7 protein-coding genes are annotated in these 25824 nt (G+C 74.1%); 6 read left to right on the forward strand and 1 reads right to left on the reverse strand.

The window, feature by feature from the left end; genetic code table 11:
• Positions 1-47: 47 nt before the first annotated feature.
• Positions 48-15524, forward strand: a complete 15477-nt coding sequence (locus OG488_RS38065) for a type I polyketide synthase (RefSeq protein WP_329238113.1) — start codon at positions 48-50, stop codon at positions 15522-15524.
• Positions 15521-19426, forward strand: a complete 3906-nt coding sequence (locus tag OG488_RS38070; RefSeq protein WP_443074266.1) for a type I polyketide synthase — start codon at positions 15521-15523, stop codon at positions 19424-19426. Before OG488_RS38065 ends, OG488_RS38070 begins: the two co-directional genes overlap by 4 nt.
• Before the next feature lie 102 nt (positions 19427-19528).
• On the opposite strand, the gene OG488_RS38075 is transcribed toward OG488_RS38070, so the two are convergent.
• On the reverse strand, positions 19529-19777 hold the full coding sequence (locus tag OG488_RS38075; RefSeq protein ID WP_203183467.1) for a hypothetical protein: 249 nt from the start codon (positions 19775-19777) through the stop codon (positions 19529-19531).
• Between the two features lie 647 nt (positions 19778-20424).
• Here OG488_RS38075 and OG488_RS38080 point away from each other — a divergent pair.
• The 4 genes from OG488_RS38080 to OG488_RS38095 all read left to right on the forward strand — a co-directional run bounded on the left by OG488_RS38080 (position 20425) and on the right by OG488_RS38095 (position 25707).
• On the forward strand, positions 20425-21228 hold the full coding sequence (locus OG488_RS38080) for an ABC transporter ATP-binding protein (protein WP_329238121.1): 804 nt from the start codon (positions 20425-20427) through the stop codon (positions 21226-21228).
• The gene (locus OG488_RS38085) at positions 21228-23738 is read left to right on the forward strand and encodes an FtsX-like permease family protein (RefSeq protein WP_329238124.1); all 2511 of its coding nucleotides are present in this window, start codon (positions 21228-21230) and stop codon (positions 23736-23738) included. The genes OG488_RS38080 and OG488_RS38085 overlap by 1 nt, the downstream gene beginning before the upstream one ends.
• Before the next feature lie 92 nt (positions 23739-23830).
• On the forward strand, positions 23831-25099 hold the full coding sequence (locus OG488_RS38090) for a sensor histidine kinase (RefSeq protein WP_329239311.1): 1269 nt from the start codon (positions 23831-23833) through the stop codon (positions 25097-25099).
• Complete coding sequence (locus OG488_RS38095; protein ID WP_329238126.1) at positions 25063-25707, forward strand: response regulator transcription factor; 645 nt, start codon at positions 25063-25065, stop codon at positions 25705-25707. Before OG488_RS38090 ends, OG488_RS38095 begins: the two co-directional genes overlap by 37 nt.
• Positions 25708-25824: the final 117 nt, after the last annotated feature.

A 25824-nucleotide genomic window follows, 5' to 3' on the forward strand; every position in this document is an offset into this window, starting at 1 on the left:
CCGGCCCGCCCGCGGCCCACCTCTTCGCACAGGAGTGGCGACACCCGATGACCAACGACGAAAAGCTGCTCTCCTACCTCAAGCGGGTCTCCGCCGATCTGCACCAGACCCGCCAACGGCTGCGCGAGGTGGAGACCCAGGACCGGGAACCCGTCGCCATCGTCGGAATGAGCTGCCGCTTCCCCGGCGGGGTCACCACCCCCGAGGAGTTCTGGCGGCTGGTCCACGAGGGCACCGACACCATCGGGGACTTCCCCGGTGACCGCGGCTGGGACGTCGACGCGCTGTACGACCCGGACCCGGACGCCACGGGGAAGACGTACTCCACGCGCGGCGGCTTCCTGAGCGACGCCGCGGGGTTCGAGCCGGACTTCTTCGGCATCAGCCCGCGGGAGGCCGTCGCGATGGACCCCCAGCAGCGCTTGCTGCTGGAGGTGTCGTGGGAGGCGCTCGAACGCGCCCGTATCGCCCCCGACTCGGTGCACGGCGCCCGGGTCGGGGTGTTCGCCGGCACCAACGGCCAGGACTACCGGGACCTGCTGGCCCGGATGCCGCAGGACTCCGAGGCGGCGCTCGGCACCGGCGCCCTGGCAGCCGTGATCTCCGGCAGGATCTCCTACGCCCTCGGGCTGGAGGGCCCGGCCGTCACCATCGACACCGCCTGCTCGTCGGCGCTCGTGGCGGTGCACCTCGCCGTCCAGGCCCTGCGCGGCAAGGAGTGCACCCTCGCCCTGGCGGGCGGCGCCACGGTCATGTCCACCCCCAACTCGTTCGTCGCCTTCAGCCGCCAGAGGGGCCTCGCCCCCGACGGCCGGTGCAAGTCCTTCGCGGACTCGGCCGACGGCACCGGCTGGGGCGAGGGCGCAGGCATGCTGCTGCTGGAGCGGCTGAGCGACGCCCGCCGTAACGGACACGAGGTCCTCGCCGTCATCCGGGGCTCGGCCGTCAACCAGGACGGCGCCTCCAACGGTCTGACCGCCCCCAACGGCCCGTCCCAGCAGCGGGTCGTGCGCGCCGCGCTGGCGGGCGCGCACCTCACCGCGGCCGACGTCGACCTGCTGGAGGCGCACGGCACCGGCACCACGCTCGGTGACCCGATCGAGGCGCAGGCCCTGCTCGCCACCTACGGGCAGGACCGGCCGCAGGACGCACCGCTGTGGCTGGGATCGGTGAAGTCCAACATCGGTCACACCCAGGCCGCCGCGGGCGTGGCCGGCATCATCAAGGTCGTCATGGCGATGCGGCACGGCGTGCTGCCCCGGAGCCTGCACGCCGAGGAGCCGTCCGCCAAGGTCGACTGGAGCCAGGGCAACGTCCGCCTGCTCACCGCCAACCGCCCCTGGGCGGATCCCGGGCGCCCGCGTCGGGCCGCGGTCTCCTCCTTCGGCGCCAGCGGAACCAACGCCCACACCATCCTGGAAGAGGCGCCCGCGGACGAACCCGCGGAGGAACCCGCGCCGCGCACCGCGCCGGCGCTGGTGCCGTGGGTGCTCTCCGGCCGCAGCGAGCGGGCCCTGCGCGAGCAGGCCGCCCGCCTGGCGGCGGCCGTGACCGAGGCCGACCCCGTGGACGTGGCGCACTCGCTGGCCGTCACCCGCACCGCCCATCCGTACCGGGCCGTTGTCCTCGGCTCCGACCGGGACACCCTGCTCGACGCCGTGACCCAGGTCGCCGAGGGCGGCCGGGCCACCGCGTTCGGCCGCGTCCGCAAGGGCCAGACCGCTTTCCTGTTCACCGGCCAGGGCTCCCAGCGCCCCGGCATGGGCCGCGAACTGCGCGCCCACTTCCCGGTCTTCGCGCGGGCCTTCGACGAGATCTGCGGGCTGTCCGGCGACGGAGGCCTGCGGGAGCTGGTGCTCGGCGACGATCCCGAGCCGCTGAACCGTACGGCCCGTACCCAGACCGCGCTGTTCGCCTTCGAGGTGGCGCTGTACCGGCTGGTGGAGTCCTGGGGCCTCGCACCCGACTACCTCGCGGGCCACTCCATCGGCGAGATCGCCGCCGCCCACGTCGCGGGCGTACTGGACCTGCCGGACGCCACCACGCTGGTGGCCGCGCGCGGCCGGCTCATGCAGGCGCTCCCCGAGGGCGGGGCCATGATCGCCCTGCGCGCCTCCGAGGAGGCCGTGCGCCCCCTGCTGACCTCCGGGGTCGACGTCGCCGCCGTCAACGGGCCGGACTCCGTCGTGATCTCCGGCGACGCCGCCGAGGCCGAGGCGGTCGCCGCGCACTTCGAGAAGAGCCGCCGGCTGACGGTGTCGCACGCCTTCCACTCGCCCCTGATGGAACCGATGCTGGCCGAGTTCCGGTCCGTGGTGTCGTCCCTGACCTTCCGCCGCGCGACTCTGCCCCTGGTGTCCGGCGTCACCGGCCGGCTCGCCACCCAGGACATCGGCACCCCCGGGTACTGGGTCCGGCACGCGCGCGAGGCCGTCCGCTTCCACGACGGGATCCGCACCCTCGCCGACGAGGGCGTGACCCGGTTCCTGGAGATCGGCCCCGACGCGGTACTGACCGCCATGGCCCGCGAGTGCCTGGCCGCCACGGAGGACGAGACCGCCGGCGGTGGCGCCGTCCTGGCCGCAGCCACCCGCCGTGGACGGGACGAGACCGAGACCCTGCTCACCGCGTTGGCCCAGCTGCACGCCGGCGGCGCCGGACCGCGCTGGGAGGCGCTGTTCACCGGGGCCCGCACCGTCGACCTGCCCACCACGGCCTTCCAGCGGGAGCGGTTCTGGCCCGAGACGACCGCCCCGGCCGGCGACGTCGGCTCCGTCGGACTGGACTCCGCCGACCACCCGTTGCTCGGTGCCGCCACCGTGCTCGCCGGCTCCGACGGCGCGGTCCTGACCGGCCGGCTGTCCGTGCGTACCCACCCCTGGCTCGCCGACCACGTCGTCGGCGGCTCCGTCGTCGTGCCCGGCACCGCCATGGTGGAACTCGCGGTCCGCGCGGGCGACCAGGTCGGCTGCGGCCGGCTGGAGGAACTGGCCCTGGAGATACCGCTGGTGCTGCCGCCCGCCGACGGCGTCCGTGTCCAGGTCGCCGTCGGTACCCCCGATCCGGCCGGGGCCCGCACGGTCCAGATCTACGCGCGCGCCGAGGACACGCCCGCCGACGGACCCTGGACCCTGCACGCCTCCGGTCTGCTCACCGACGGCACGGCACCCCCCGGCGCCCGGCTGGACGTCTGGCCGCCGCGGGACGCCGAGGAGCTCGACCTCACCGGCCTGTACGAGCGGCACGCCGCCGCCGGCCTGGACTACGGGCCCGCCTTCCGCGCCCTGACCGCCGCCTGGCGGGACGGGGACGCGGTCCTCGCCGAGGTGCGCCTTCCGGAGGGGCCTGCCACGGACGCCCCCCGCTTCGGCCTCCATCCCGCCGCCTTCGACGCCGCCCTGCACTCCCTGGCCCTGCTCGGCGACGGATCCGGAGACGACACCGCCCGGCTGCCGTTCATGTTCGCCGGCGTCACCCTGCACGCCGTCGGCGCCTCGGTCCTGCGGGCCCGCATGACACCCGCCGGCGACCACACCTTCGCCGTCGACCTGGCCGACGCCACAGGTGCCCCCGTCGCCACCGTCGACTCGCTGGCCTCCCGTCCGCTGACCCGGCTGACGACCGGGCAGGACACCGCCACCGAGGCCCTGTTCGCCCTCGACTGGCAGCCGCTGGCGCTCGACACCGATGCCCCCGCCGCCGACCACCGCCTGCTGGAGATCCCGTCCGCCTCGGACGCCGGGGCGGTACGCGCGGCGCTCCACACCGCCCTCGCCGCCCTCCAGGACGACGACCCCCGGCCGCTGGCCGTCGTCACCCGGGGCGCCGTCTCCACCTCCGGTGAGGACGTGCCCGGCCTGGCCGGCGCCGCCGTGTGGGGACTGGCGCGCTCCGCGCAGTCGGAGAACCCCGGCCGGTGCGTCCTGCTCGACCTCGAACCCGGCACCGACCCCGGCACCCTGCTGCCCGCCGTTCTCGCCTCCGGCGAACCGCAGGTCGCCGTCCGCTCCGGCGCCGCCCGCGCGGCCCGGCTGGTACGCGCCGAGCCGCTCGACGACGCGGCTGCCCCCGTCCTCGACCCGGAGGGCACCGTGCTGCTGACCGGTGCCACCGGAGGGCTCGGCCCCGTACTGGCCCGGCATCTGGTCACCACCCACGGCGTACGCCACCTCGCCCTGGTCAGCCGCCGCGGCCACGCCGACGAACTGGTCGCCGAACTCGCCGCTCTCGGCGCGAGCGCCACCGCGTACGCCTGCGACGTCGCCGACCGCGACGCCCTCGCCGCCCTCATCGACGGCATCGGACCGGACCGTCCGCTCACCGCGGTCGTGCACGCCGCGGGTGTCCTCGACGACGGAGTGGTGTCCTCCCTGACGCCCGAGCGCCTCGACACCGTCCTCGCCCCCAAGGCACTCGGCGCCCTGCACCTGCACGAACTGACCCGGGATCACGGCCTCTCCGCCTTCGTGCTGTTCTCCTCCGTCGCCGGCACCGTCGGCGCGCCCGGACAGGGCAACTACGCCGCCGCCAACGCCTGCCTCGACGCGCTCGCCTTCCACCGCAGCGCGAACGGATCGCCCTCCCTTGCCCTGGCCTGGGGCCCCTGGGCCCCGACCGGCGGCATGACCGGCGCCCTGGACGAGGCCGACCTCGCCCGCCTGTCCCGCGGCGGCATGATCCCCCTGTCCGCCGAGGAGGGCACCGCCCTCTTCGACCGGGCGCTGCGCACCGGCCGCCCCGCGGTGGCCCCCGTACGGCTCGACCTGTCCGCGCTGCGCGCCCAGGGGGGCGAACTCGCCCCCGTTCTCCGTGCTTTGGCCGGGCGCCCGGCGCGCCGGGAGGCCGCCGCCGAGGGCACCGGGTCCGGTTTCGCGGAGCGCATGGCCGCCCTCGGCGGGACGGAGCGGGCCGAGGCGCTGCTGCACACCGTCCGCGCCCATGTGGCCGCCGTCCTCGGACACGCCGGACCGGACGCCGTGGAGACCGACCGGGCCTTCAAGGACCTCGGCTTCGACTCGCTCGCCGCGATCGAACTGCGTAACTCCCTGTCCGCCGAGACGGGCCAGCGGCTGCCCGCCACACTCGTCTTCGACCACCCCTCACCCGAGGCGCTCGCCCTCCACCTCGGCACCCTGGTCGCCGGAGCGGGCGGCGCCGTACGCCGTACCCGGCGCACCGGGCGCGTCCGCGCCGACGAGCCGCTGGCGATCGTCGGCATGGCCTGCCGCTACCCGGGCGGCGTACGCACGCCGCAGGACCTCTGGCGGTTGGTCGCCGACGGGACGGACGCCATCGCCCCGTTCCCCGTCAACCGCGGCTGGGACGTCGACCGCGTCGTCGACCCCACGCGGCAGCGCCCCGACACCTCCTACGTCGGCGAGGGCGGGTTCCTCTACGACGCGGGCGAGTTCGACGCCGCGTTCTTCGGCATCAGCCCCAAGGAGGCGCTCGTCACCGACCCGCAGCAGCGACTGCTGCTGGAGGCCTCCTGGGAGGCACTGGAGCACGCCGGCATCGACCCGCACTCCCTCAAGGGCAGTCCGACGGGCGTGTTCGCGGGTGTGCAGTACCACGACTACTTCGGCAGCTTCGGCTCCGGCAGCATCATCTCCGGCCGGGTCGCCTACACCCTCGGCCTGGAGGGCCCCTCGCTGTCCGTCGACACCGCCTGCTCCTCGTCGCTGGTGGCGCTGCACCTGGCCGGGCAGTCACTGCGCCAGGGTGAGTCCTCACTCGCGCTGGTCGGGGGCGTCGCCGTCATGGCCACGCCGGAGACCTTCATCGAGTTCAGTCGGCAGGGCGCCCTCGCCCCCGACGCCCGCACCCGCGCGTTCGCCGACGCGGCCGGCGGCACCGTGTGGGGCGAGGGCGTCGGCGTCCTCGTGGTCGAGCGTCTCTCGGACGCCCGCCGCAACGGCCACCCGGTCCTCGCGGTCGTCCGAGGCACCGCCGTCAACCAGGACGGTGCCTCCAACGGCCTGACCGCGCCCAACGGCCCGTCCCAGGAACGCGTCATCCTCCAGGCCCTGGAGAACGCCCGCCTCACCACCGCCGATGTCGACGCGGTGGAGGCGCACGGCACCGGTACGACCCTCGGCGACCCGATCGAGGCGCAGGCCCTGCTGGCCACCTACGGGCAGGACCGGCCCGAGGACCGGCCGCTGTGGCTGGGGTCGGTCAAGTCCAACATCGGGCACACCCAGGCCGCGGCCGGTGTCGCCGGTGTGATCAAGATGGTCATGGCGATGCGGTACGGCAGCCTGCCCAGGACCCTGCACGTCGACGAGCCGTCCGGCAAGGTCGACTGGGAGGCGGGGCAGGTGCGCCTGCTGACCGAGGAGCGGTCCTGGCCCCAGGCAGGCCGACCGCGCCGCGCCGGGGTGTCGTCCTTCGGGATCAGCGGCACCAACGCCCACGTCATCCTCGAACAGGTCCCCTCGGCCCCGGAGCCCGCCGCGGCGCCGGACGACGGCGTCACCCCGGAGACACCGGTCCCGTGGCTGCTGTCGGCGAAGTCGCCCGCCGCGCTCGCCGGACAGGCCGCCGCGCTGCTCGGCCACCTCGACGCGCATCCCGATCTCGACCCCCGCGACGTCGGCTGGTCACTGGCGACCGGCCGCGCCCACTTCGCGTACCGTGCCGCCGTCACCGGCACCGACCCCGCCGGACTGCGCGGGGCGCTCGCCGCACTGGCCGACGGCGGCACCGCCCGCAACCTCGCCGTGGGCACCGCCACCGGACGGGCCCGCCCCGTCTTCGTCTTCCCCGGCCAGGGTTCGCAGTGGTCCGGCATGGCCACGGAACTCCTCGACGCATCACCGGTGTTCGCGGCCCGCATGGCCGAGTGCGCCGCCGCCCTGGAACCCTACGTCGACTGGGACTTCGCCACCGAACTGCGCGGCGGGCTCGACCGGGTCGACGTCGTCCAGCCCCTGCTGTGGGCGGTGATGGTGTCCCTGGCGCACACCTGGAGCGGCTACGGCGTCACCCCGGCCGCTGTCATCGGCCACTCCCAGGGCGAGATCGCCGCCGCCTGCGCCGTCGGCGCGCTCTCCCTGACGGACGGCGCGCGCGTGGTCGCCCTGCGCTCCCAGGCCATCGCCGAACTGCTGTCCGGCTCCGGCGGCATGATGTCCGTGGGCGAGGGCGCCGACGCGGTCCGTGACCGGCTCACGGCCTGGGACGGCCGGCTCTCGGTCGCCGCGGTCAACGGCTCCGCCTCCACCGTCGTCTCCGGGGACTCCGACGCCCTCGACGAACTCCTCCTGCGGCTGCGCGCCGAGAAGGTACGCGCCAAACGGCTGCCCGTCGACTACGCCTCGCACAGCGCCCACGTGGAGTCCCTGCGTGAACGCCTCGCCGAGGACCTCGCGGGCATCGAGCCGCGCAGCACCGACGTGCCGTTCTACTCCACCGTCACCGGTGCCCCGATCGACACGGCCGAACTCGGTGCCGACTACTGGTACACCAACCTCCGCAGCACCGTGCTGTTCGAGCAGGCCGTACGCGGCGCCGTCGCCGGCGGCCACACCCTGTTCGTGGAGTCCAGCCCCCACCCGGTGCTGACCGTCGGTATCCAGGAGACCGACGACGCGGTCGCCGCCATCGGCTCGCTGCGCCGTGACGAGGGCGGCCGGGACCGGCTGCTCGTCGGTCTGGGTGAGGCCTTCACCCACGGCGCGGGTGTCGACTGGGCCGCGGTCGCGGAGGGCCGTCGCACCCGCCTCGTCCCCCTGCCGGCGTACGCCTTCCAGCGCGAGTGGTACTGGCTCGACAGCACCACCACCGGCGCCGACGTCACGGCCGCCGGCCTCGCGGCCACCGACCACTCCCTGCTCGGCGCCGCCATGGCACGGGCCGGCAGCGAGGAGGCCGTCCTCACCGGCCGGCTCTCCGCGAGCACGCACCCCTGGCTGAACGACCACCGGGTCGGGGACCGGCTGCTGTTCCCCGGCACCGGACACCTCGAACTCGCCCTGCGCGCGGGCGACCAGGTCGGCTGCGGCGACCTGGCCGAACTCACCCTCCACGCCCCGCTGGTCCTGCCCGACCACGGGGCCGTCCAGCTCCAGGCCGTCGTCGGCCCGCCCGACGGGGGGACCCGCCCGCTGACCCTGTGGTCCCGTCCCGAGAGCACCGACGAGGACCTTCCCTGGACGCGGCACGCCGACGGCCTGCTCGCTCCGACCGGATCTCTCCCGGCCGTCGTGGAACCCCTCACGTCGTGGCCGCCGCGCGATGCCGAACCGATTCCTCTCGACGGCCTCTACGACGAACTCGCCGCCCTCGGACTCGGCTACGGGCCGCTGTTCCAGGGCCTGCGCGCCGCCTGGCGCACTCAGGACGCCGTGTACGCCGAGGTGGAGACCGACGCACCGGTCGACGGCTTCGGACTGCACCCGGCCCTCTCCGACGCCGCCCTGCACACCGTCGGCCTCACCGACGCCGCCGGCGACCAGGCGCTGCTGCCGTTCGCCTGGTCCGGGGTGCGACTGCACGCGAGCGGGGCCACCGCGCTGCGCGTGAAGGTCCGCGCCACCGGCGAGGGCACCGTCGCCCTCACACTGGCCGACCCTGCCGGAGCCCCCGTCGCCACGGTCGACTCCCTCACCCTGCGCCCGTTGCGCACCGACCTGGTGGACGCGGCAGCCAGGACCTCCCGGTCCGGCGCGCTGCACCGCGTCGACTGGATCCCCGCACCCGCGCCGGCGGAGACCGCGCTCACACCGCAGCACGGAGACGTGCTGCGCGCCCCTGCGGGCATCGGTGCCGCCGAGACGCGCGAGGCCGTGGCCACCGTCCTCGACGCGCTGCGCGACCGGCTCGCCGACGACAGCACTCTTGTCGTCCTCGCCGGGCCCGATCCGGCCGGCGCCGCGGCAGGCGGGCTGGTCCGCTCGGCCCAGTCCGAGAACCCCGGCCGCATCGTCCTGGTCGAGAGCGGGACGGACCCCGGCCCGGACCGGATCGCCGAGGCCGTCGCGAGCGGCGAACCGCACCTCGCGCTGCGCGACGGAGCCTGGTACGTGCCGCGGCTGGCCCGTGTCCCGGACACGGCGCCCGCAGCCGAGGCCGCCGCCCCGGACGCCGACTCCGGCACCGGCACCGGCACCGGCGCCGGCGCCGGCGTCGGTCTGGGCACCGGCACCGTCCTGCTCACCGGCGCGACCGGCGCCCTCGGTGGGATCATCGCCCGCCACCTGGCCGGCCGCCTCGGCGTGCGCGACCTGCTGCTGCTCAGCCGGAGCGGCCCCGACGACGACCTGATCACCGAGCTGACCGAGCTGGGCGCCGAGGTCACCGGCGTCGCTTGCGACGCCGCCGACCGCGAGGCCCTCGCCGGGGTGCTGGCCGGGATCCCCGCCGACCGGCCGCTGACCGCCGTGATCCACGCGGCCGGCGTCCTCGCCGACGGTGTGCTCGCGTCCCTCACCCCCGAACGTGTCGACACGGTCTTCCGGCCCAAGGTCGACGCCGCCTGGAACCTGCACGAACTCACCGCGGACCTCGGCCTGTCGGCGTTCGTGCTCTTCTCCTCCTCGGCCGCCACCCTCGGCTCCCCGGGCCAGGGCAACTACGCCGCCGCCAACGCCTACCTCGACGCCCTCGCCGCCCACCGCCACTCCCTCGGCCTGCCCGCGCACTCCCTGGCCTGGGGCCTGTGGGCCCAGGCGAGCGGCATGACCGGAACCCTCGACGAATCCGACCGGGCACGCATCGCCCGCGGCGGTGTCGCCCCGCTGCCGACCGAGGAGGGACTCGCCCTGTTCGACGCCGCCCTGCGCGGCACCGAACCCGTCGTCCTCCCGGTCAGGCTGGACACCGCGGCGCTGCGTGGCCAGGCGGATGCCCTGGCCCCGCTCTTCCGCGGCCTGGTCCCCGTACGCCGCGCCACCGCCGGCCAGGCGGCCGCGGGCGGCGCCGACTCGCTGCGCGACCGGCTCGCCGGGCTGCTGGAGCCGGAGCGCGAACCGTTCCTCACCGAACTCGTGCGGAGCCGGGTCGCCACCATCCTCGGGTACCGCTCCGCCCAGGACGTCGGCCGCACGCTGCCCTTCCGGGAACTCGGCTTCGACTCACTGGCCGCGGTCGAACTGCGCAACGGGCTCGCCGCCGCGACCGGACTGCGCCTGCCCGCCACCCTGGTCTTCGACCACCCGACCCCGGCCGAACTCGCCCGGTACCTTCTGGGCGAACTGACCGGCGCACTCGACCGGGCGGCGCCCGCCACCCCGGCACGGGCCGGCGCCGACGAGCCCATCGCGATCGTCGGCATCGGCTGCCGCTTCCCCGGCGACATCTCCTCTCCGGAGGAACTGTGGCGCCTCGTGGCCGAAGGCCGCGACGCCGTGGGGGAGTTCCCCGCGGACCGGGGCTGGGACGTCGAGACCCTCCACGACCCGACCCTGGACCGGCCGGGCACCAGCTACACCCGGCACGGCGCCTTCCTGTACGGAGCGGCCGACTTCGACCCGGCCTTCTTCGCCATGGACGAGGAGGAAGCCCTCGTCACCGACCCCCAGCAGCGGCTGCTGCTGGAGACCTCCTGGGAGGCCCTGGAGCGGGCCTCCATCGACCCGGCCACCCTGCGCGGATCGGACACCGGTGTCTTCGCGGGTGTCATGTATCACGACTACTTCGGCAGCTTCGGCTCCGGCAGCGTCGTCTCCGGCCGGGTCGCCTACACCCTGGGCCTGGAAGGGCCGACCCTGTCCGTCGACACCGCCTGCTCCTCCTCACTGGTGGCCCTGCACCTGGCCGCTCAGGCACTGCGCCAGGGCGAGTGCTCCCTGGCCCTGGCCGGGGGAGTGACCGTCATGGCCACCCCCGGCACATTCGTGGAGTTCAGCCGGCACCGCGGCCTCTCCGGTGACGGCCGCTGCCGTCCCTTCGCCGACGCCGCGGACGGCACCGGGTTCGGCGAGGGAGCCGGCGTGCTGCTGCTGGAGCGGCTCAGTGACGCCCGCCGCAACGGCCGGACGATCCTCGCCGTGCTCCGCGGCACCGCCGTCAACCAGGACGGTGCCTCCAACGGCATCACCGCCCCCAACGGCCCCGCCCAGCAGCGCGTCATCCGCCGCGCCCTGGAGGCGGCGGGCGTCGGCGCGGCCGACGTCGACGTGGTCGAGGCCCACGGCACCGGCACCACCCTCGGTGACCCCATCGAGGCCCAGGCCCTGATCGCCACCTACGGCGCGGAGCACACCGAGGAACGCCCGCTGTGGCTCGGCTCGGTCAAGTCCAACCTGGGCCACACCCAGGCCGCCGCCGGTGTCGCCGGCGTCATCAAGATGGTCCAGGCGATCCACCACGAGACCCTGCCTGCCACCCTCGGCATCGACCAGCCCTCCCGGCACGTGGAGTGGGAGGGCGGCAACGTCCGTCCGCTGACCGAGTCCCTGCCCTGGCCGGACCCGGGCCGGCCGCGCCGCGCGGGCATCTCCTCCTTCGGGATCTCCGGCACCAACGCCCACGTGATCGTGGAGGCGCCGCCCGCCGCGCCGTCCGCCCCCGCCGCGCCGCCCGCGGGGCCCGCGGTGGGCGTCGTGCCGTGGCTGCTGTCCGGCCACACACCCCAGGCGCTGCGGGCCCAGGCCGGCCGGCTCCTGGACCACCTGACCGGCCACCCGGGCGCCGACCCGCACCGGATCGCCGGAGCCCTCGCCCACGCCCGTACCGCACTCGGCCACCGAGCCGCCGTCGTCGGGCACACCGACGAGGACCTGACCGCCGGGCTGCGGGCGCTGGCCGAGGGCCGCACACCTCCCGTCGGCACGGCCGGCCCGGCGACCGACGGCAAGCTGGCCCTGCTCTTCTCCGGCCAGGGCTCCCAACTGCCCGGCATGGGGGCCCGGCTCAGCGCCGTGTTCCCCGCTTTCGCCGCCGCCTTCGACGAGGTCAGCGCGCACCTGGACCCGCTGCTGGACCGGCCGCTCGGCGACGTACTCGGCTCCGCCGAACTGCTGGAGCGCACCGAGTACACCCAGCCCGCCCTGTTCGCCTTCGAAGTGGCCCTGTTCCGGCTGCTGGAGTCGTTCGGCGTCAGGCCCGACCTCCTTGCGGGCCACTCCGTCGGCGAGTTCGCCGCCGCCCACGTGGCGGGCGTCCTCGGCCTCCAGGACGCCTGCCGGCTCGTCGCCGCCCGGGGCCGGCTGATGCAGGCTCTCCCCACCGGCGGCGTCATGATCGCCGTACGCGCGGCGGAGGACGAGGTCACGCCGCTGCTCGGGGACGGGGTCGGCCTCGCCGCAGTCAACGGACCCGGGTCCGTGGTGGTCTCGGGCCCGGCCGGCCCGGCCCGCGCCCTCGCCGCCCGCTTCGACCGGAGCAAGGAACTGGCCGTCAGCCACGCCTTCCACTCGGCCCTGATGGAACCGATGCTCCAGGAGTTCCGCGAGGTCGCCGAGTCACTGTCCTACGGGCCGCTGCGCATCCCGCTGGTCTCCACCCTCACCGGCGCCCCCGCGGTCGCCGACGAACTGTCCACCCCGGAGTACTGGGTGCGGCACGCCCGCGAGGCGGTCCGCTTCGCCGACGCCGTGTCCGCCCTGCACGACGCGGGCGCCCGGCACTTCGCCGAGGTCGGTCCCGGCAGCGCGCTCACCGCCGCCGCCGGTGACTGCCTGCCCGAGGACACGGCCGCCGTCGTCGCGCTCCAGCGCAGGGACCGCGAGGAGACCGAGGCACTGGTGACCGGGCTCGCCGCGCTGCACGTGCACGGCGTCACCGTCGACTGGACGGACCTGCTGCCCCACCGCGACGGCTCGGACCTGCCCACCTACGCCTTCCAGCGCGACCGTTACTGGATGACCGGCGACCCGGGGCAGCCCGGGCCCGCAGTCGGCCATCCGCTGCTGGGCGCCGCGGTCGAACGTGCCGACGCGGACGCGGCCCTGCACACCGGCCGGCTCTCGCTCTCCGCCCAGCCGTGGCTGGCCGACCACGCCGTCGGCGGTGTGCCGCTCCTGCCGGGCACGGCGTTCGTCGAGATGGCCCTCGCCGCCGGTGCCGGGCTGGACTGCCCCGTGGTGGAGGAACTGACCGTCGCCGAACCGCTGGTGCTGCCCGCGCACGGCAGCGTCCGCCTCCAGTGCACCGTCGGCGAACCGGACGCCGGCGGCGTCCGGGCATTCACCGTGTACGCCGCGACGGCCGACGACGACCCGTGGACCACCCACGCCACCGGTGCGCTGCGCCCCGCCGACCCGGCACCCGCCCACGACCTGACGTCCTGGCCGCCGCCCGGAGCCGAACCCGTCGACCTGGACGACGTCTACGGACGGCTCGCCGCACTCGGCGCCGAGTACGGGCCCCGCTTCCAGGGCCTGCGTGCGGCCTGGCGCCTCGGCGACGAGGTGTACGCCGAGGTCGCCGTCGACACCGACGGCGTCGCGTTCGGACTGCACCCGGCGCTGCTCGACTCCGCGCTGCACGCCATCGGACTGCGCGCCGGAACCCCGGAGCGGATGGCGCTGCCGTTCGCCTGGAACGGCGTCGAACTGCACGCCACGGGAGCGACCGCCCTGCGCGTGCGGATCGCGCCGCTGGACTCCGGCGCCGTACGCATCGACGCCGCCGACGCCGACGGCCGGCCCGTGGCCCGGGTCGCGTCACTGACGTTGCGGGAGGTCGACCCCGCGCGGATCGCCGCGGCGGCCGCCGGCGGGCACGAGGACCTGTTCACCCTGGACTGGGTTCCCGTCACCGTGCCCCCCGCCCCCCAGGCCGGCCGGTGGGCCGTCCTCGGCTCCGGCCACGACGAACTGGCCGCCGTGCTCGCCGGGGAGGTGGCCGAGGTCACGACCGTCACCGGACTGCCGGAGGCAGCCGCCCAGGTGCCCGACACGCTGGTCGTCCCGCACCCCGGCGGACGGAGCCCCGAGGAGATCCGGGCGGGGGCCCGGCGGCTGCTCGCCGTGGTCCGCGACTGGCTGGCCGACGAGAGGTTCGCCGGCACCGGCCTCGTCGTCACCACCCGGGGGGCCGCCGGCCCCGATGCCGCCGCGGTCACCGACCCCGGTGCCGCCGCCGCGTGGGGCCTGATCCGCTCGGCCCAGTCCGAGCACCCCGACCGGCTCGTCCTCGCCGACCTCGACGACACCGACGCGTCCCGACGCCTGCTGCCCTCCGCCGTCGCCTCCGGCGAACCCCAACTGGTGCTCCGTGTGGGAACGGTGGCCGCCCCCCGGCTCATCCGAGCCCCGCGCCGGGACGGGCACACCCCGGCCGACTGGACGGGCACCGTGCTGATCACCGGTGGAACCGGCGCTCTCGGCCGGGAGGTGGCCCGCCACCTGATCACCCGACACGGCGCCACGCGGCTCGTCCTGCTCAGCCGAGGCGGAGCCGACGCCCCCGGCGCCGCGGAATTGCGGGAGGAACTGACCACCCTCGGCGCGCGGATCACCCTCGCCGCCTGCGACGCCTCCGACCGCGCCGCCCTCGCCCGCGTCCTGGACGAGCACCCCGTCACCGCGGTGGTGCACACCGCAGGTGTCCTCGCCGACGCCGTCCTCACCTCACTCACGCCCGGGCAACTGGACACCGTGCTGCGGCCCAAGCTGGACGCCGCCCTGCATCTGCACGAACTCACCGCGGACCGTCCGCTGACCGCGTTCGTGCTGTTCTCGTCCGCGGCCGGACTCCTCGGAAGTCCGGGCCAGGCCGCCTACGCCGCGGGCAACACCTTCCTCGACGCCCTCGCCACGCACCGGCACTCCCTGGGGCTGCCCGCCGTCTCGCTCGCCTGGGGCGCCTGGGCGGGCGGCGGAGGCATGGCCGACCGTCTCAGCGACACCGACACGCGGCGCATGGCCTCCGGGGGAGTGCTCCCCCTCGACACGGCTGCGGGTCTGGAGCTGTTCGACACCGCCGTGGGACGGGAGGAGCCGGTCCTGCTGCCGGCCCGCCTGGACCTGGGCGCCCCGCGGGACGCCGGCCGTATCGCCCCGCTGCTGCGCGGCCTGGTGCGCACGCCCCGACGCACCGGTGCCACCGCGTCCGTGGCCTCGGCGGCGCTCCGCCGCGACCTGGCCGCCCGCACGCCGGAGCAACGGACCGCGCTGCTGCTCGAACTGGTGCGGGACGAGGCCCGGCAGGTGCTCGGGAGCGAGGAGTTCGAGGCGGAGCTGCCCTTCAAGGACCTCGGCTTCGACTCACTGACCGCCGTCGAGTTCCGCAACCGGCTCAACGAGGCGACCGGGCTGCGGCTGTCCGCCACGCTCGTCTTCGACCACCCGAGTCCGGCCGCCCTCACCGATCACCTCGCCGCGGAGCTGACGCCGGCGGCCGTCGACGGCCCGCGCGAGGAGGACACCGTCCGCGCCGCCCTGGCGGCCCTCCCGGTGGCCAGGCTCCGCGAAGCCGGACTGCTGGACAGCCTGCTCGAACTCGCTGGGCTGCGGCCCGCGCGGGAGCAGTCCGCGAACGATGCGCCCAGCCGCCCCGCGATCGACGCGATGGACGCCGAGAGCCTGATCACCCTGGCGCTCGACGACCTCGTCGGCGACGACGACGCCCTGTGAGAAGGAAGAGGACCATGGCCGAGTCCGAGAAGCCGGACACCAGGATGGTCGAGGCGCTGCGCGCCTCGCTCAAGGAGATCGAGCGGCTGCGGGAGCGCAACAGGGCTCAGACCGCCGCGGCCCGGGAACCCATCGCGATCGTGGGCATGGCGTGCCGCTACCCGGGTGGAGTCCGCTCGCCCGAGGACCTGTGGCGTCTCGTCGCCGAGGGCCGCGACGGCATCGGCACGTTCCCCGAGGACCGCGGCTGGGATCCGGACCTGTACGACCCGGTGCCCGGCACCCCGGGCCGCTCCTCCACGGGTGAGGGAGGATTCCTTTACGACGCCGGGGACTTCGACGCCGCCTTCTTCGGTATCTCCCCGCACGAGGCACTGGTGATGGACCCGCAGCAGCGGCTCCTGCTGGAAGGGTCCTGGGAGGCGCTGGAGCACGCCGGCATCGACCCGACGTCGCTGCGCGGCAGCCCCACAGGGGTGTTCGCGGGTGTCATGTACCACGACTACTTCGGCAGTTTCGGCTCCGGCAGCGTCGTCTCGGGCCGGGTCGCCTACACGCTCGGTCTGGAGGGTCCCGCCCTGACGGTCGACACGGCCTGCTCCTCGTCACTGGTCACACTCCACCTCGCCGCGCAGGCACTGCGCCAGGGCGAGTGCACCCTCGCGCTGGCCGGCGGAGTGACGGTCATGGCCTCACCCGGCACCTATGTCGAGTTCAGCAGGCAGGGTGCCCTCTCCCCGGACGGCCGGTGCCGGTCCTTCTCCGACGACGCGAACGGCACCGGGTTCTCCGAAGGCCTCGGTGTGCTGGTGTTGGAGCGGTTGTCGGATGCTCGGCGGTCGGGGCATCGGGTGTTGGCGGTGGTGCGGGGGAGTGCGGTGAATCAGGATGGTGCGTCGAATGGTCTGACGGCGCCGAATGGTCCGTCTCAGCAGCGGGTGGTGCGGCAGGCGTTGGTGTCGGCGGGGGTGTCGGCTGCTGAGGTGGATGTGGTGGAGGCGCATGGGACGGGGACGGAGTTGGGTGATCCGATCGAGGCTCAGGCGTTGTTGGCTGTGTATGGGCGGGATCGGTCGGGGGATCGTCCGTTGTGGTTGGGGTCGGTGAAGTCGAATATCGGTCATGCGCAGGCGGCTGCGGGTGTGGCGGGTGTGATGAAGATGGTGTTGGCGTTGGGGGAGGGGGTGTTGCCGCGGACGTTGGGTGTGGGTGTGCCGTCGCGGAAGGTGGAGTGGGGTGCGGGGCGGGTTCGGTTGCTGGAGGTGGAGCGTCCGTGGGTGCGGGGTGAGCGGGTGCGTCGTGCGGGGGTGTCGTCGTTCGGGATCAGTGGGACCAATGCACACGTGATCCTGGAGGAGGCCCCCACCGACGACACCGGCCCCCACACGGAGCCCGAACCCGCAGCACCGGCCGTGCTACTGCCTCTCTCCGCCCGTTCCGCGCGCGCCCTCCCCGCACAGGCCGAGCGGCTGCGTGACTTCCTCGACGCCCGCCCCGAATTGCCGTTGTCCGCCGTCGCGAGAGCCCTGGGCACCCGGCGCGCGGCGTTCGGCCACCGCGCCGCCGTCGTCGGTGGGGACCGGGACCAGCTCCGGGCCGGCCTGGACGCCCTCGCCACCGGACGTCCGTCGGCCGCCGCCGTCACCGGCCGGGCCCGCACCGGTGGCCGCACGGCCTTCCTGTTCACCGGGCAGGGAGCGCAGCGTCCCGGCATGGGGCTCGAACTGCGCGCCCGCTACCCGGTGTTCGCCGAGACGTTCGACGCGATCGACGCGCACCTCGGCCTGGACCTGGCGGGCGTGCTGAGCGGCGACGACACCGAGGCGGTGCACCGCACCCAGTACGCCCAGACCGCCCTCTTCGCCTACGAGGTGGCCCTCTTCCGGCTGCTGGAGTCCTGGGGGGTACGGCCCGATGTGCTGGCCGGGCACTCCGTCGGCGAGATCGCCGCCGCCCACGTCGCCGGAGTGCTGGACCTGGCCGACGCCTGCACCCTGGTCGCCGCACGCGGCCGGCTCATGCAGGCCCTCCCCGAGGGCGGCGCGATGGTGGCCGTGCGGGCGGGCGAGGACGAGGTCCGCCCGCTGCTGGACGAACGGGTGGGCCTGGCGGCGGTCAACGGACCTGCGGCGGTCGTCCTGTCCGGCGAGCGCGAGGCCGTCCTCTCCGCCGCCGCGACGTTCGAGAAGACCAGGCGGCTCAGCGTCTCGCACGCCTTCCACTCCCCGTTGATGGACGGCATGCTCGACGACTTCCTCGCGGTCGTCGAGCGGCTGACCTTCCACGAACCCCGCGTCGACGTGGTCTCGGCGCTCACCGGACGCCCCGCCACCGGGGACCAGCTGCGCGACCCGCGTTACTGGGTACGGCACGTGCGCGGCACCGTCCGCTTCGCCGACGCCGTCGCCGCCCTCGCCGGGTCAGGGGTCACCCGCTACGTCGAGGTCGGTCCCGACGCCGTCCTGACCGGGCTCGTCCGGGAGTGCGTCGGCGAGGGCGACGCGGCCTTCGTGGCCCTGGGCCGGCGCCACGGCGCCGAACCGACGGCCCTGCTGTCCGGGCTCGCCCGGCTGCACGCCGACGGCCTGCCCCTGGACTGGGCGGCGCTCTTCCCCGGTACGGCACGCGCCGAGCTCCCCACCTACGCGTTCCGGCACGAACGGTTCTGGCTGAACGCCGATGTCCCCCTCACCTTGGACCGGCCCACCCCGCAGCCGGCCGCCGCGCATCCCGGCGGACCCGCCGCACCCGCCGCGGCCCCGGACGCGCAGAGTCTGCGGGAGCGGCTGGCGGCGGCTCCGGAGACCGAGCAGGAGGCCCTGCTGGCCGACCTGGTGCGCGCCCAGACCGCCGCGATCCTCGGACACGAGGGGCCGGAGGCCGTCGAACCCGACGACGCCTTCCTGGAGATCGGCATGGACTCGGTCTCCGCGGCCGAACTGCGCGGAGCCCTCGGCAAGGCACTCGGCGTCACCGTCGCGGCCGGGGCCGTCTTCGACCACCGCACGCCCGTCGCGCTCGCCGGCCACCTGCGCGCGCACCTCGCCGGGGGAGGCGCCCCCGAGCCGGCGGACGACGACATCGAATCGGTCAGCGGGCTGGTGCGGCGCGCGGCGGCCGGGGGCACCTGGGAACGAGCCATGACGCTGCTGCACAGCGCCGCGGACATCCTGCCGGGCTTCTCGTCGGCGGCCGAGTTCGGCGACGTGAGCGATCCCGTCCGCCTGTCCACGGGAGACGAGGGGCCCCGCCTGCTCTGCCTGCCCTCCCCGATGGCGCTGGGCGGAGCCCACCAGTACGTGCGGTTCGCCCGGCACTTCCACGGCCGACGCGACGTCCTCGTACCGGACGTGCCCGGCTTCGTCCCCGGGGAGCCGCTGCCGCGCTCCGTCGAGGCGGTCGTGGAGGTCGTGGTCGAGGGCATCCAGCGGGCCTGCGCCGACGGGCGGCCCTACGTGCTCCTCGGCTACTCCTCCGGCGGGCAGTTCGCCCACGCGGCGGCCGAGGCGATGGAGAAGGCCGGCCGGCCGGCTTCCGGCGTGGTGCTGCTGGACACCTATCTGCTCGCCGACGACGGCACCGAACAGCTCCGGCGCGAGATGTTCAACGGGATGCTCGACCGGGAATCGTCGGTGGGCGGCTTCGGTACCGCGCGCCTCGCCGCGATGAGCCGCTACAGCGGTCTGATCACGCACTGCCTGCCGGGCGCGCTGACGTCTCCGGTGCTCTTCGTCCGGCCCGAGGAGCCCTTCGCACCCGGCCTCGACGGCTGGCAGGCGGTCTGGGACGGCACGCACGAACTCGCCGAGGTGCCCGGCACACACTTCACGATCATGGAGGACAGAGCCGAGTCCACCGCCGGAGCGGTGGAGAAGTGGCTGTCCGGCATCGCGGCGCCCTGACACGGACGGCGCCGGAAGGCGACCGTGGGCCGTGCCGCAGGCACCAGCCACCGGACCCGCCGCGGGACGCGGCGGCCGAAAGGCCGCCGCCCCGCGGCTCGGTCACTCACCCGCCTCACGGAAATGCGACATCCATGCTTCGATATCGCAGCGGATACTGTCCGGATCCACACCCAATCGCACGGCGATTTCCTCCGCGGCCACTTCCGTCTGCCAATCACTGCGCTGCAGGGCGAGCCACATCGTCGTGCCGCGAGGGCCGCATCTGTGGCGTTTTCCGGTGAGCGGTACGAAGAGTTCCAGGTACCCGTCGGGCTGCACGCTGGCGATCAGCCCGTGGTCACGCCCCATGCCGCACCGACCTTGCGTGTGCGGTGTGTGCGGTGCCGTAATGCCTCTCGGCCGTGGGGAGGCCGGCTGTCCTGGACACAGAGAATCCCATCCCTCGACGGTTTTTCGGATACTTCGACGTTACCCGTTCATCCACACCGTGGCACTGGCGGTGACCGCATTTTTACGGTGGGGTAAACGATTCGGACAGGGGGCCGCCAGATGTACTGTCCTACGGGTATTTCTGCCACCTTGACAGAGCAGTAGCAATATTCTCGAAGAAATGCGCTGCACCGTAATTTTTCCGACCTGTGTCCGTCGCGGGCGGGCGGGATTCCCACGACCTCCCGCTGTAGCCGACCGAATGCCTCCTGGTCCGTCAACACCAGGTCAGGGCCCACCGGCGACGGATTCCTCCCGCCGCCGGGGCCCGGCCGGACCGACTCATCCGCAGTGCGGGGACACCTGCATCCGGCTCGCCACCGGCAACACCACGCACTATGCGCCATGACATAAAACCGTCGCACGACTCCACATACATGTGGTGCGGGGGTAGAGAAACCTCTACCTCGAATCGGCGGTACAAGGCCAATGTGCGGCGGTCCCGATCCTCCTAATCTGATCCGCAGACACCGCGTTCGAAGCGCGTCATTTCATTGGAGAGCCCGATGCACACATCACATGACCTCCGCCGGTCGGAGGCGGTACGGCTGGACACCGTGTCGAAGATCTACGGACGAGCCGACAGTCAGGTGGCCGCGCTCCGGGAACTTTCCATGAGCTTCGCCAACGCCACCTTCACCGCGGTGATGGGACCTTCCGGCTCCGGCAAGAGCACCTTCCTGCACTGCGCCGCAGGCCTGGTCCGGCCCACCTCCGGAACCGTCACCGTCGGCGGCACCGATCTCGCCGGCCTGGACGACACCCAGCTGACCATGCTCCGCCGCGACCGGATCGGCTTCATCTTCCAGTCGTTCAACCTGCTGCCCGCGCTGACGGTGATGCAGAACATCACCCTCCCGCTGCAACTCGCCGGGAAGCGGCCAGACAAGAAGCTGATCCAGAACGTCGTGCAGCGCGTGGGCCTCGCCGACCGCCTCGGCCACCTGCCCTCCGAGTTGTCCGGCGGCCAGCAGCAGCGCGTCGCCATCGCGCGCGCCCTGGTCACCCGGCCCGCGGTGGTCTTCGCCGACGAGCCCACCGGTGCCCTGGACACCCGCACCGCGGCGGCCGTGCTCTCCCTGCTGCGCGAGTCCGTCGACACGGCCGGCCAGACCCTGGTCATGGTCACCCACGACCCGGTGGCCGCCTCGTACGCCGACCACGTGGTCTTCCTCGCCGACGGCGCCCTCGCCGGCGAACTGCACCGGCCGACGGCCGACGCCGTCGCGGCACGGATGACACGGCTCGGCGCCTGGGAGGACGAGAACCGCGCGCAGGCCGCACCGATGACGTCCGGAGGGATGTACTGATGTGGCGGCTCGCCCTGCGCACCCTGAAGTTCCGGCGGACCAGCTTCGTCGCGACCTTCCTCGCGATGTTCCTCGGCGCCGCGATCGTCATCGGCTGCGGGGGCCTGATGGAGACCGGCGTCCGGATGGCCGCCGACCCGCTGCGCCTGAACGGGGCCCCGGTCGTGGTGACCGGCGAACAGTCCTACGAGGGCGCCGCCCTGACGGAACGGCACCGTATCGACCCCGCGCTGGTCGATGAGGTGGCCCGGGCCAAGGGCGTCCGCGAGGCCGTCGGCGACGTGTCCTTCCCCGCCACCGTCCTCAAGGACGGCAAGGCGCTGACCGGCGAGGAAGCCTCGTACGGCCATGGCTGGGCCGGTGCCCGGCTCACCCCCTATACCCTCGCCGCCGGTGAATCCCCCGTTGCCGGCGGCGAGGTCGTCCTCGACTCCGGACTCGCCGAGCGCGCCGGTGCACGCCCGGGCTCGGCCGTCCGGATCGTCGTCAACGGCGACACCCGGCGGTTCACGGTCAGTGGTGTCGCCGGCCAACGCGGCGACGACAACCCGGACGCCGCGGTGTTCTTCAGCGACGAGCAGGCCCGCACCCTGGCCGGCGGCCGGATCGACTCGATCGGCGTACTGCCGGAGAAGGGCGCGGACACGGCGGTGGTCGCCGACGCGGTGCGGTCCGCCGTCGGCGACCGGGCCGAGGTGCTCACCGGCGAGCGGCGGGGCCTGGCGGAACTGCCCGGCACCCTCTCCAGCCAGCGCACCGTCGTGATCCTGGCGGCCATCTTCGGCTCGTCCGTGGTGCTGATCGTGATGTTCGGCGTCGCCTCCACCCTCGGGCTGTCGCTCCAGCAGCGCACCCGGGAGATGGCCCTCCTGAGGGCTGTGGGCTCCACCCCTCAGCAACTGCGCCGCATGATCCTCACCGAGACGGCGGTGCTCTCGGTGGGCTCGGTACTGCTCGCCCTGTACCCGGGATATCTGCTCGGCCGGCTGCTCTTCGGCGTGCTCACCTCCAGTGGCGTCGTCTCGCCGGCGATCGTCTACCACGCCGGCTGGATGCCGATGGCCGTCGGCGCCGTCGTCACCGTGCTTGCCGCAGCCGGGGCCACCCGCTTCGCCGGCCGCCGCGCCGCCCGCACCGAGCCGGTCGCCGCCCTGGCCGAGAGCGCCGTGGGCACCCGCTGGTTCAGCGTTCCGCGGCTGCTGATCGCCCTGTTCTTCCTCGCGAACGGCATCGGCCTCGCCGTCGCCACCGCCACGGTGATGGAGGACGGCCCCACGCTCGCCAGTACCGCGGGGCCCGCCTCCGTACTGTTCTGCATCGGCCTGGCGCTGCTCGCCCCCGGGATCACCAAGGCGATGGTCTTCCTGCTGAAGCTCCCGGTGCGCGCCTTCTCCGGCATCCCCGGGATGCTCGCCCTGCGCAACGCCACCACGGCCAACGTCCGTATGGCGGGGGCCGTCGCGCCCATCGTCCTCCTCATCGGCATCGCCACCGGGACCCTCTACATGCAGGCGACCGAGGACCACGTCTCCCAGAGCTCCTACGACCAGAACGTCCTGGCCGACTACGTCCTCGACTCCACCACGGGCGGATTCGCCCCCGGCGTCGTCGACCGGGTCCGGGCGACCCCCGGCGTGGCCGCGGCCTCCGAGTTCGTCACCAGCCGCGGATTCGTCGACGCCCCCGACGGGCCGGCCGACACCGAACTGCGGGGCGTGTCCGCCGACGGCGTGCGGCAGAGCCTCGATCTGCGGCCCGTCGCCGGGTCGCTGTCCGCTCTGCGCGGCGACACCGTCGCGCTCTCCGACAAGAAGGCCGAGGAATACGGCGTGGGGATCGGTGACCCGCTGCCGCTGCGCCTCGGCGACGGCACCGCCGTACGCCCCACCGTCGTCGCTCTCTACGCCGACAACCCCAAGCAGCAGTACGTGACCCTGCCCGTGGCGACCCTGGCTCCGCACACGAGCGAAGGGCTCCCGCTCCAGATCCTGGTCCGCTCCGGACCGGGTGGCCCGGACGGAGTCCGCGACGCACTGGCCGGGCTGGCGGCGAGCGTGCCGGGCACCGAGCTGGACGACGGCGACTCACTGGCCGGCCGGAACAACCAGATCCAGCAGATCCTGGTCGCCGCGAACTATACGATCGTGGCCATGATCGTCGGATACGCCGCCATCACCGTCGTCAACACCCTCGTGGCGGTGACGCGCAAGCGCCGCGCCGAGTTCGGCCTCCAGCAACTGACGGGGGCCACGCGCCGTCAGGTGCTCGGCATGCTGACCGTCGAGGGCGTACTCATCGGAATCATCGCCACCGTCCTCGGCACGATCGCCGCCGCGACCACCATCGTGCCCTACAGCATGGTGAAGTCCGACTCGTATCTGCCCGCCGGATCCCCCGGCATCTACCTCGCCATCGTCGGCGGGTCCCTGGTGCTGGTCTTCGGCGCCACGCTCCTGCCCTCGTGGCGCGGCATGCGCACGCCCGCCGTCGACACGGTGAAGGCCGCGTGAGCCGTATCCGAACCGGGCCGTCCCCGGCACCCCCGAACGGGGACGGCCCTTCCCCCGCCCTTCCCCGCAGGTGGGAGGGCGGACGCACGCGGCTGGTCCGGTCCGCCCAGGACACCGTGGTCGGCGCGCTGATCGCCGCCGGAGCACTCGCCTCGATCGCCCTGTTCGTCACGACCACGTACTTCGTCGTCCTGTGCCTCATCGGGATCGGCTTCCTCGCCCTGCCCCACCTGACCACCGCGGTGCGCTGGGTCTGCGACCTGAACCGGCGTGCCGCCGCCCGCTCCGGAGTCCCGGTGGAACGGCCGTACCGGCCGGAACCCGAGGAGATCGAACGGGACATCGTCGGCTGGGTGCGCCGCTGCAAGTGGATCCTGGCCGACCCGGCGACCTGGCGGGACCTGCTGTGGCTGCTCCTCAACAGCGGTGTCGGCCTGCTGCTCGGCTGCGCGCCGGCCGCGATGCTGTACTACGCGGGGGAGGGGCTGGCGCTGGCCTGCGGGCTGTGGCGCCCCGTCGCCGCCGACGGTGTGGGCCGCTGGTACGCGTTCATCACCGTCGACAGCTGGCCTGCCGCCGTCGCCGCGGCCCTGGCGGCACTCGTCGTATTCGCCGCCTGGCTCCACCTCAGCCCCTGGGTGCTGAAGGGCTACGCCTACTTCGCCCTGTTCCTGCTGGGCCCGACCCAGCGCGGGCGTCTGGCCTCCCGGGTGCGGCACCTGGCGGAGACGCGGTCCGGTGCGCTCGACATCCAGGCCGCCGAACTGCGCCGCATCGAACGCGATCTGCACGACGGCGCCCAGGCCCGGCTGGTCAGCCTCGGCCTCACCCTCGGAGCCGTCGACCGGCAGCTGGACCGGAACACCGAAGAGGCCCGCCGCCTGCTGCACGACGCACGCAGCTCCTCCGTACAGGCGCTGCGTGAGCTGCGCGGCCTGGTCCGGGGCATCCACCCCCCGGTGCTGGCCGAGCGTGGACTCGCCGACGCCGTGAGGGCTCTGGGCCTGGCCAGCCCGCTGCCTGTCACGGTCACGGCGGACCTGCCGGGGAAGCTGCCCGATCCGGTGGAGTCCGCGGTCTACTTCTCGGTGTCGGAGCTGCTGACCAACGCGCTCAAGCACGCCGATGCCCGACAGGTCGAGGTGGCTCTCCGGTACGCGGACGGCGCCCTGCACGGGCAGGTCACCGACGACGGCCGAGGGGGCGCCGAGATGTCGGCCGGGAGCGGTCTGGAGGGCATCCGGCGGCGGCTGGCATCCTTTGACGGCGTCCTGGAGATCAACAGTCCCCCGGGCGGTCCGACCGTCATGAAAATGGAGCTGCCGTGCGTGTCGTCCTCGCCGAAGACCTCTTCCTCCTGAGGCAGGGAATCATCCAGCTGCTGGAGGCCTACGACTGCGAGGTGGTCGCCGCCGTGGACAACGGCACGGATCTGAGACAGGCCATCGCGGAACACCACCCCGACGTGGCCGTGGTGGACGTCCGCTTACCACCGACGTTCACCACCGAGGGCCTGGAGGCGGCGCTGCTCGCCCGCCGCGAGCAGCCCGGTCTGCCGATCCTCGTCCTCTCCCAGCACGTCGAGCAGATGTACGCCCGCGAACTGCTGGCCGACGGCACCGGCGGCATCGGCTATCTGCTGAAGGACAGCGTCCTCGACGACGGGCAGTTCATCGACGCCGTCCGCCGGGTCGCGGCCGGCGGCATGGCCATGGACCCCACGGTCGTGGCCCAGCTGATGACCTCCCACTCCCGCGACGAGCCGCTGTCCGCGCTGACCGCCCGGGAACGCGAAGTGCTGGAACTCATGGCGGAGGGATGCTCCAACACCGCCATCGCCCAACGGCTGACCGTCTCCGAGGGCGCGGCGGCCAAGCACATCTCGAACATCTTCTCCAAACTGATGCTCCCCCCGTCGAGCGACAGCAACCGCCGCGTCCTGGCGGTCCTGGCCTACCTCAACGCCTGAGTCCCGCCCGCCGCCCCCGGGCCTGGGGGCGGTAGGGGTGTGGCCCGCGCGCCCGGACGGTGAGACTGCTGGGGCACGCCCGGCGCGGCCGGTCCGCGCCGCCGCCACGAAGGGAAC

Source organism: Streptomyces sp. NBC_01460 (assembly GCF_036227405.1).
Classification (GTDB): domain Bacteria; phylum Actinomycetota; class Actinomycetes; order Streptomycetales; family Streptomycetaceae; genus Streptomyces.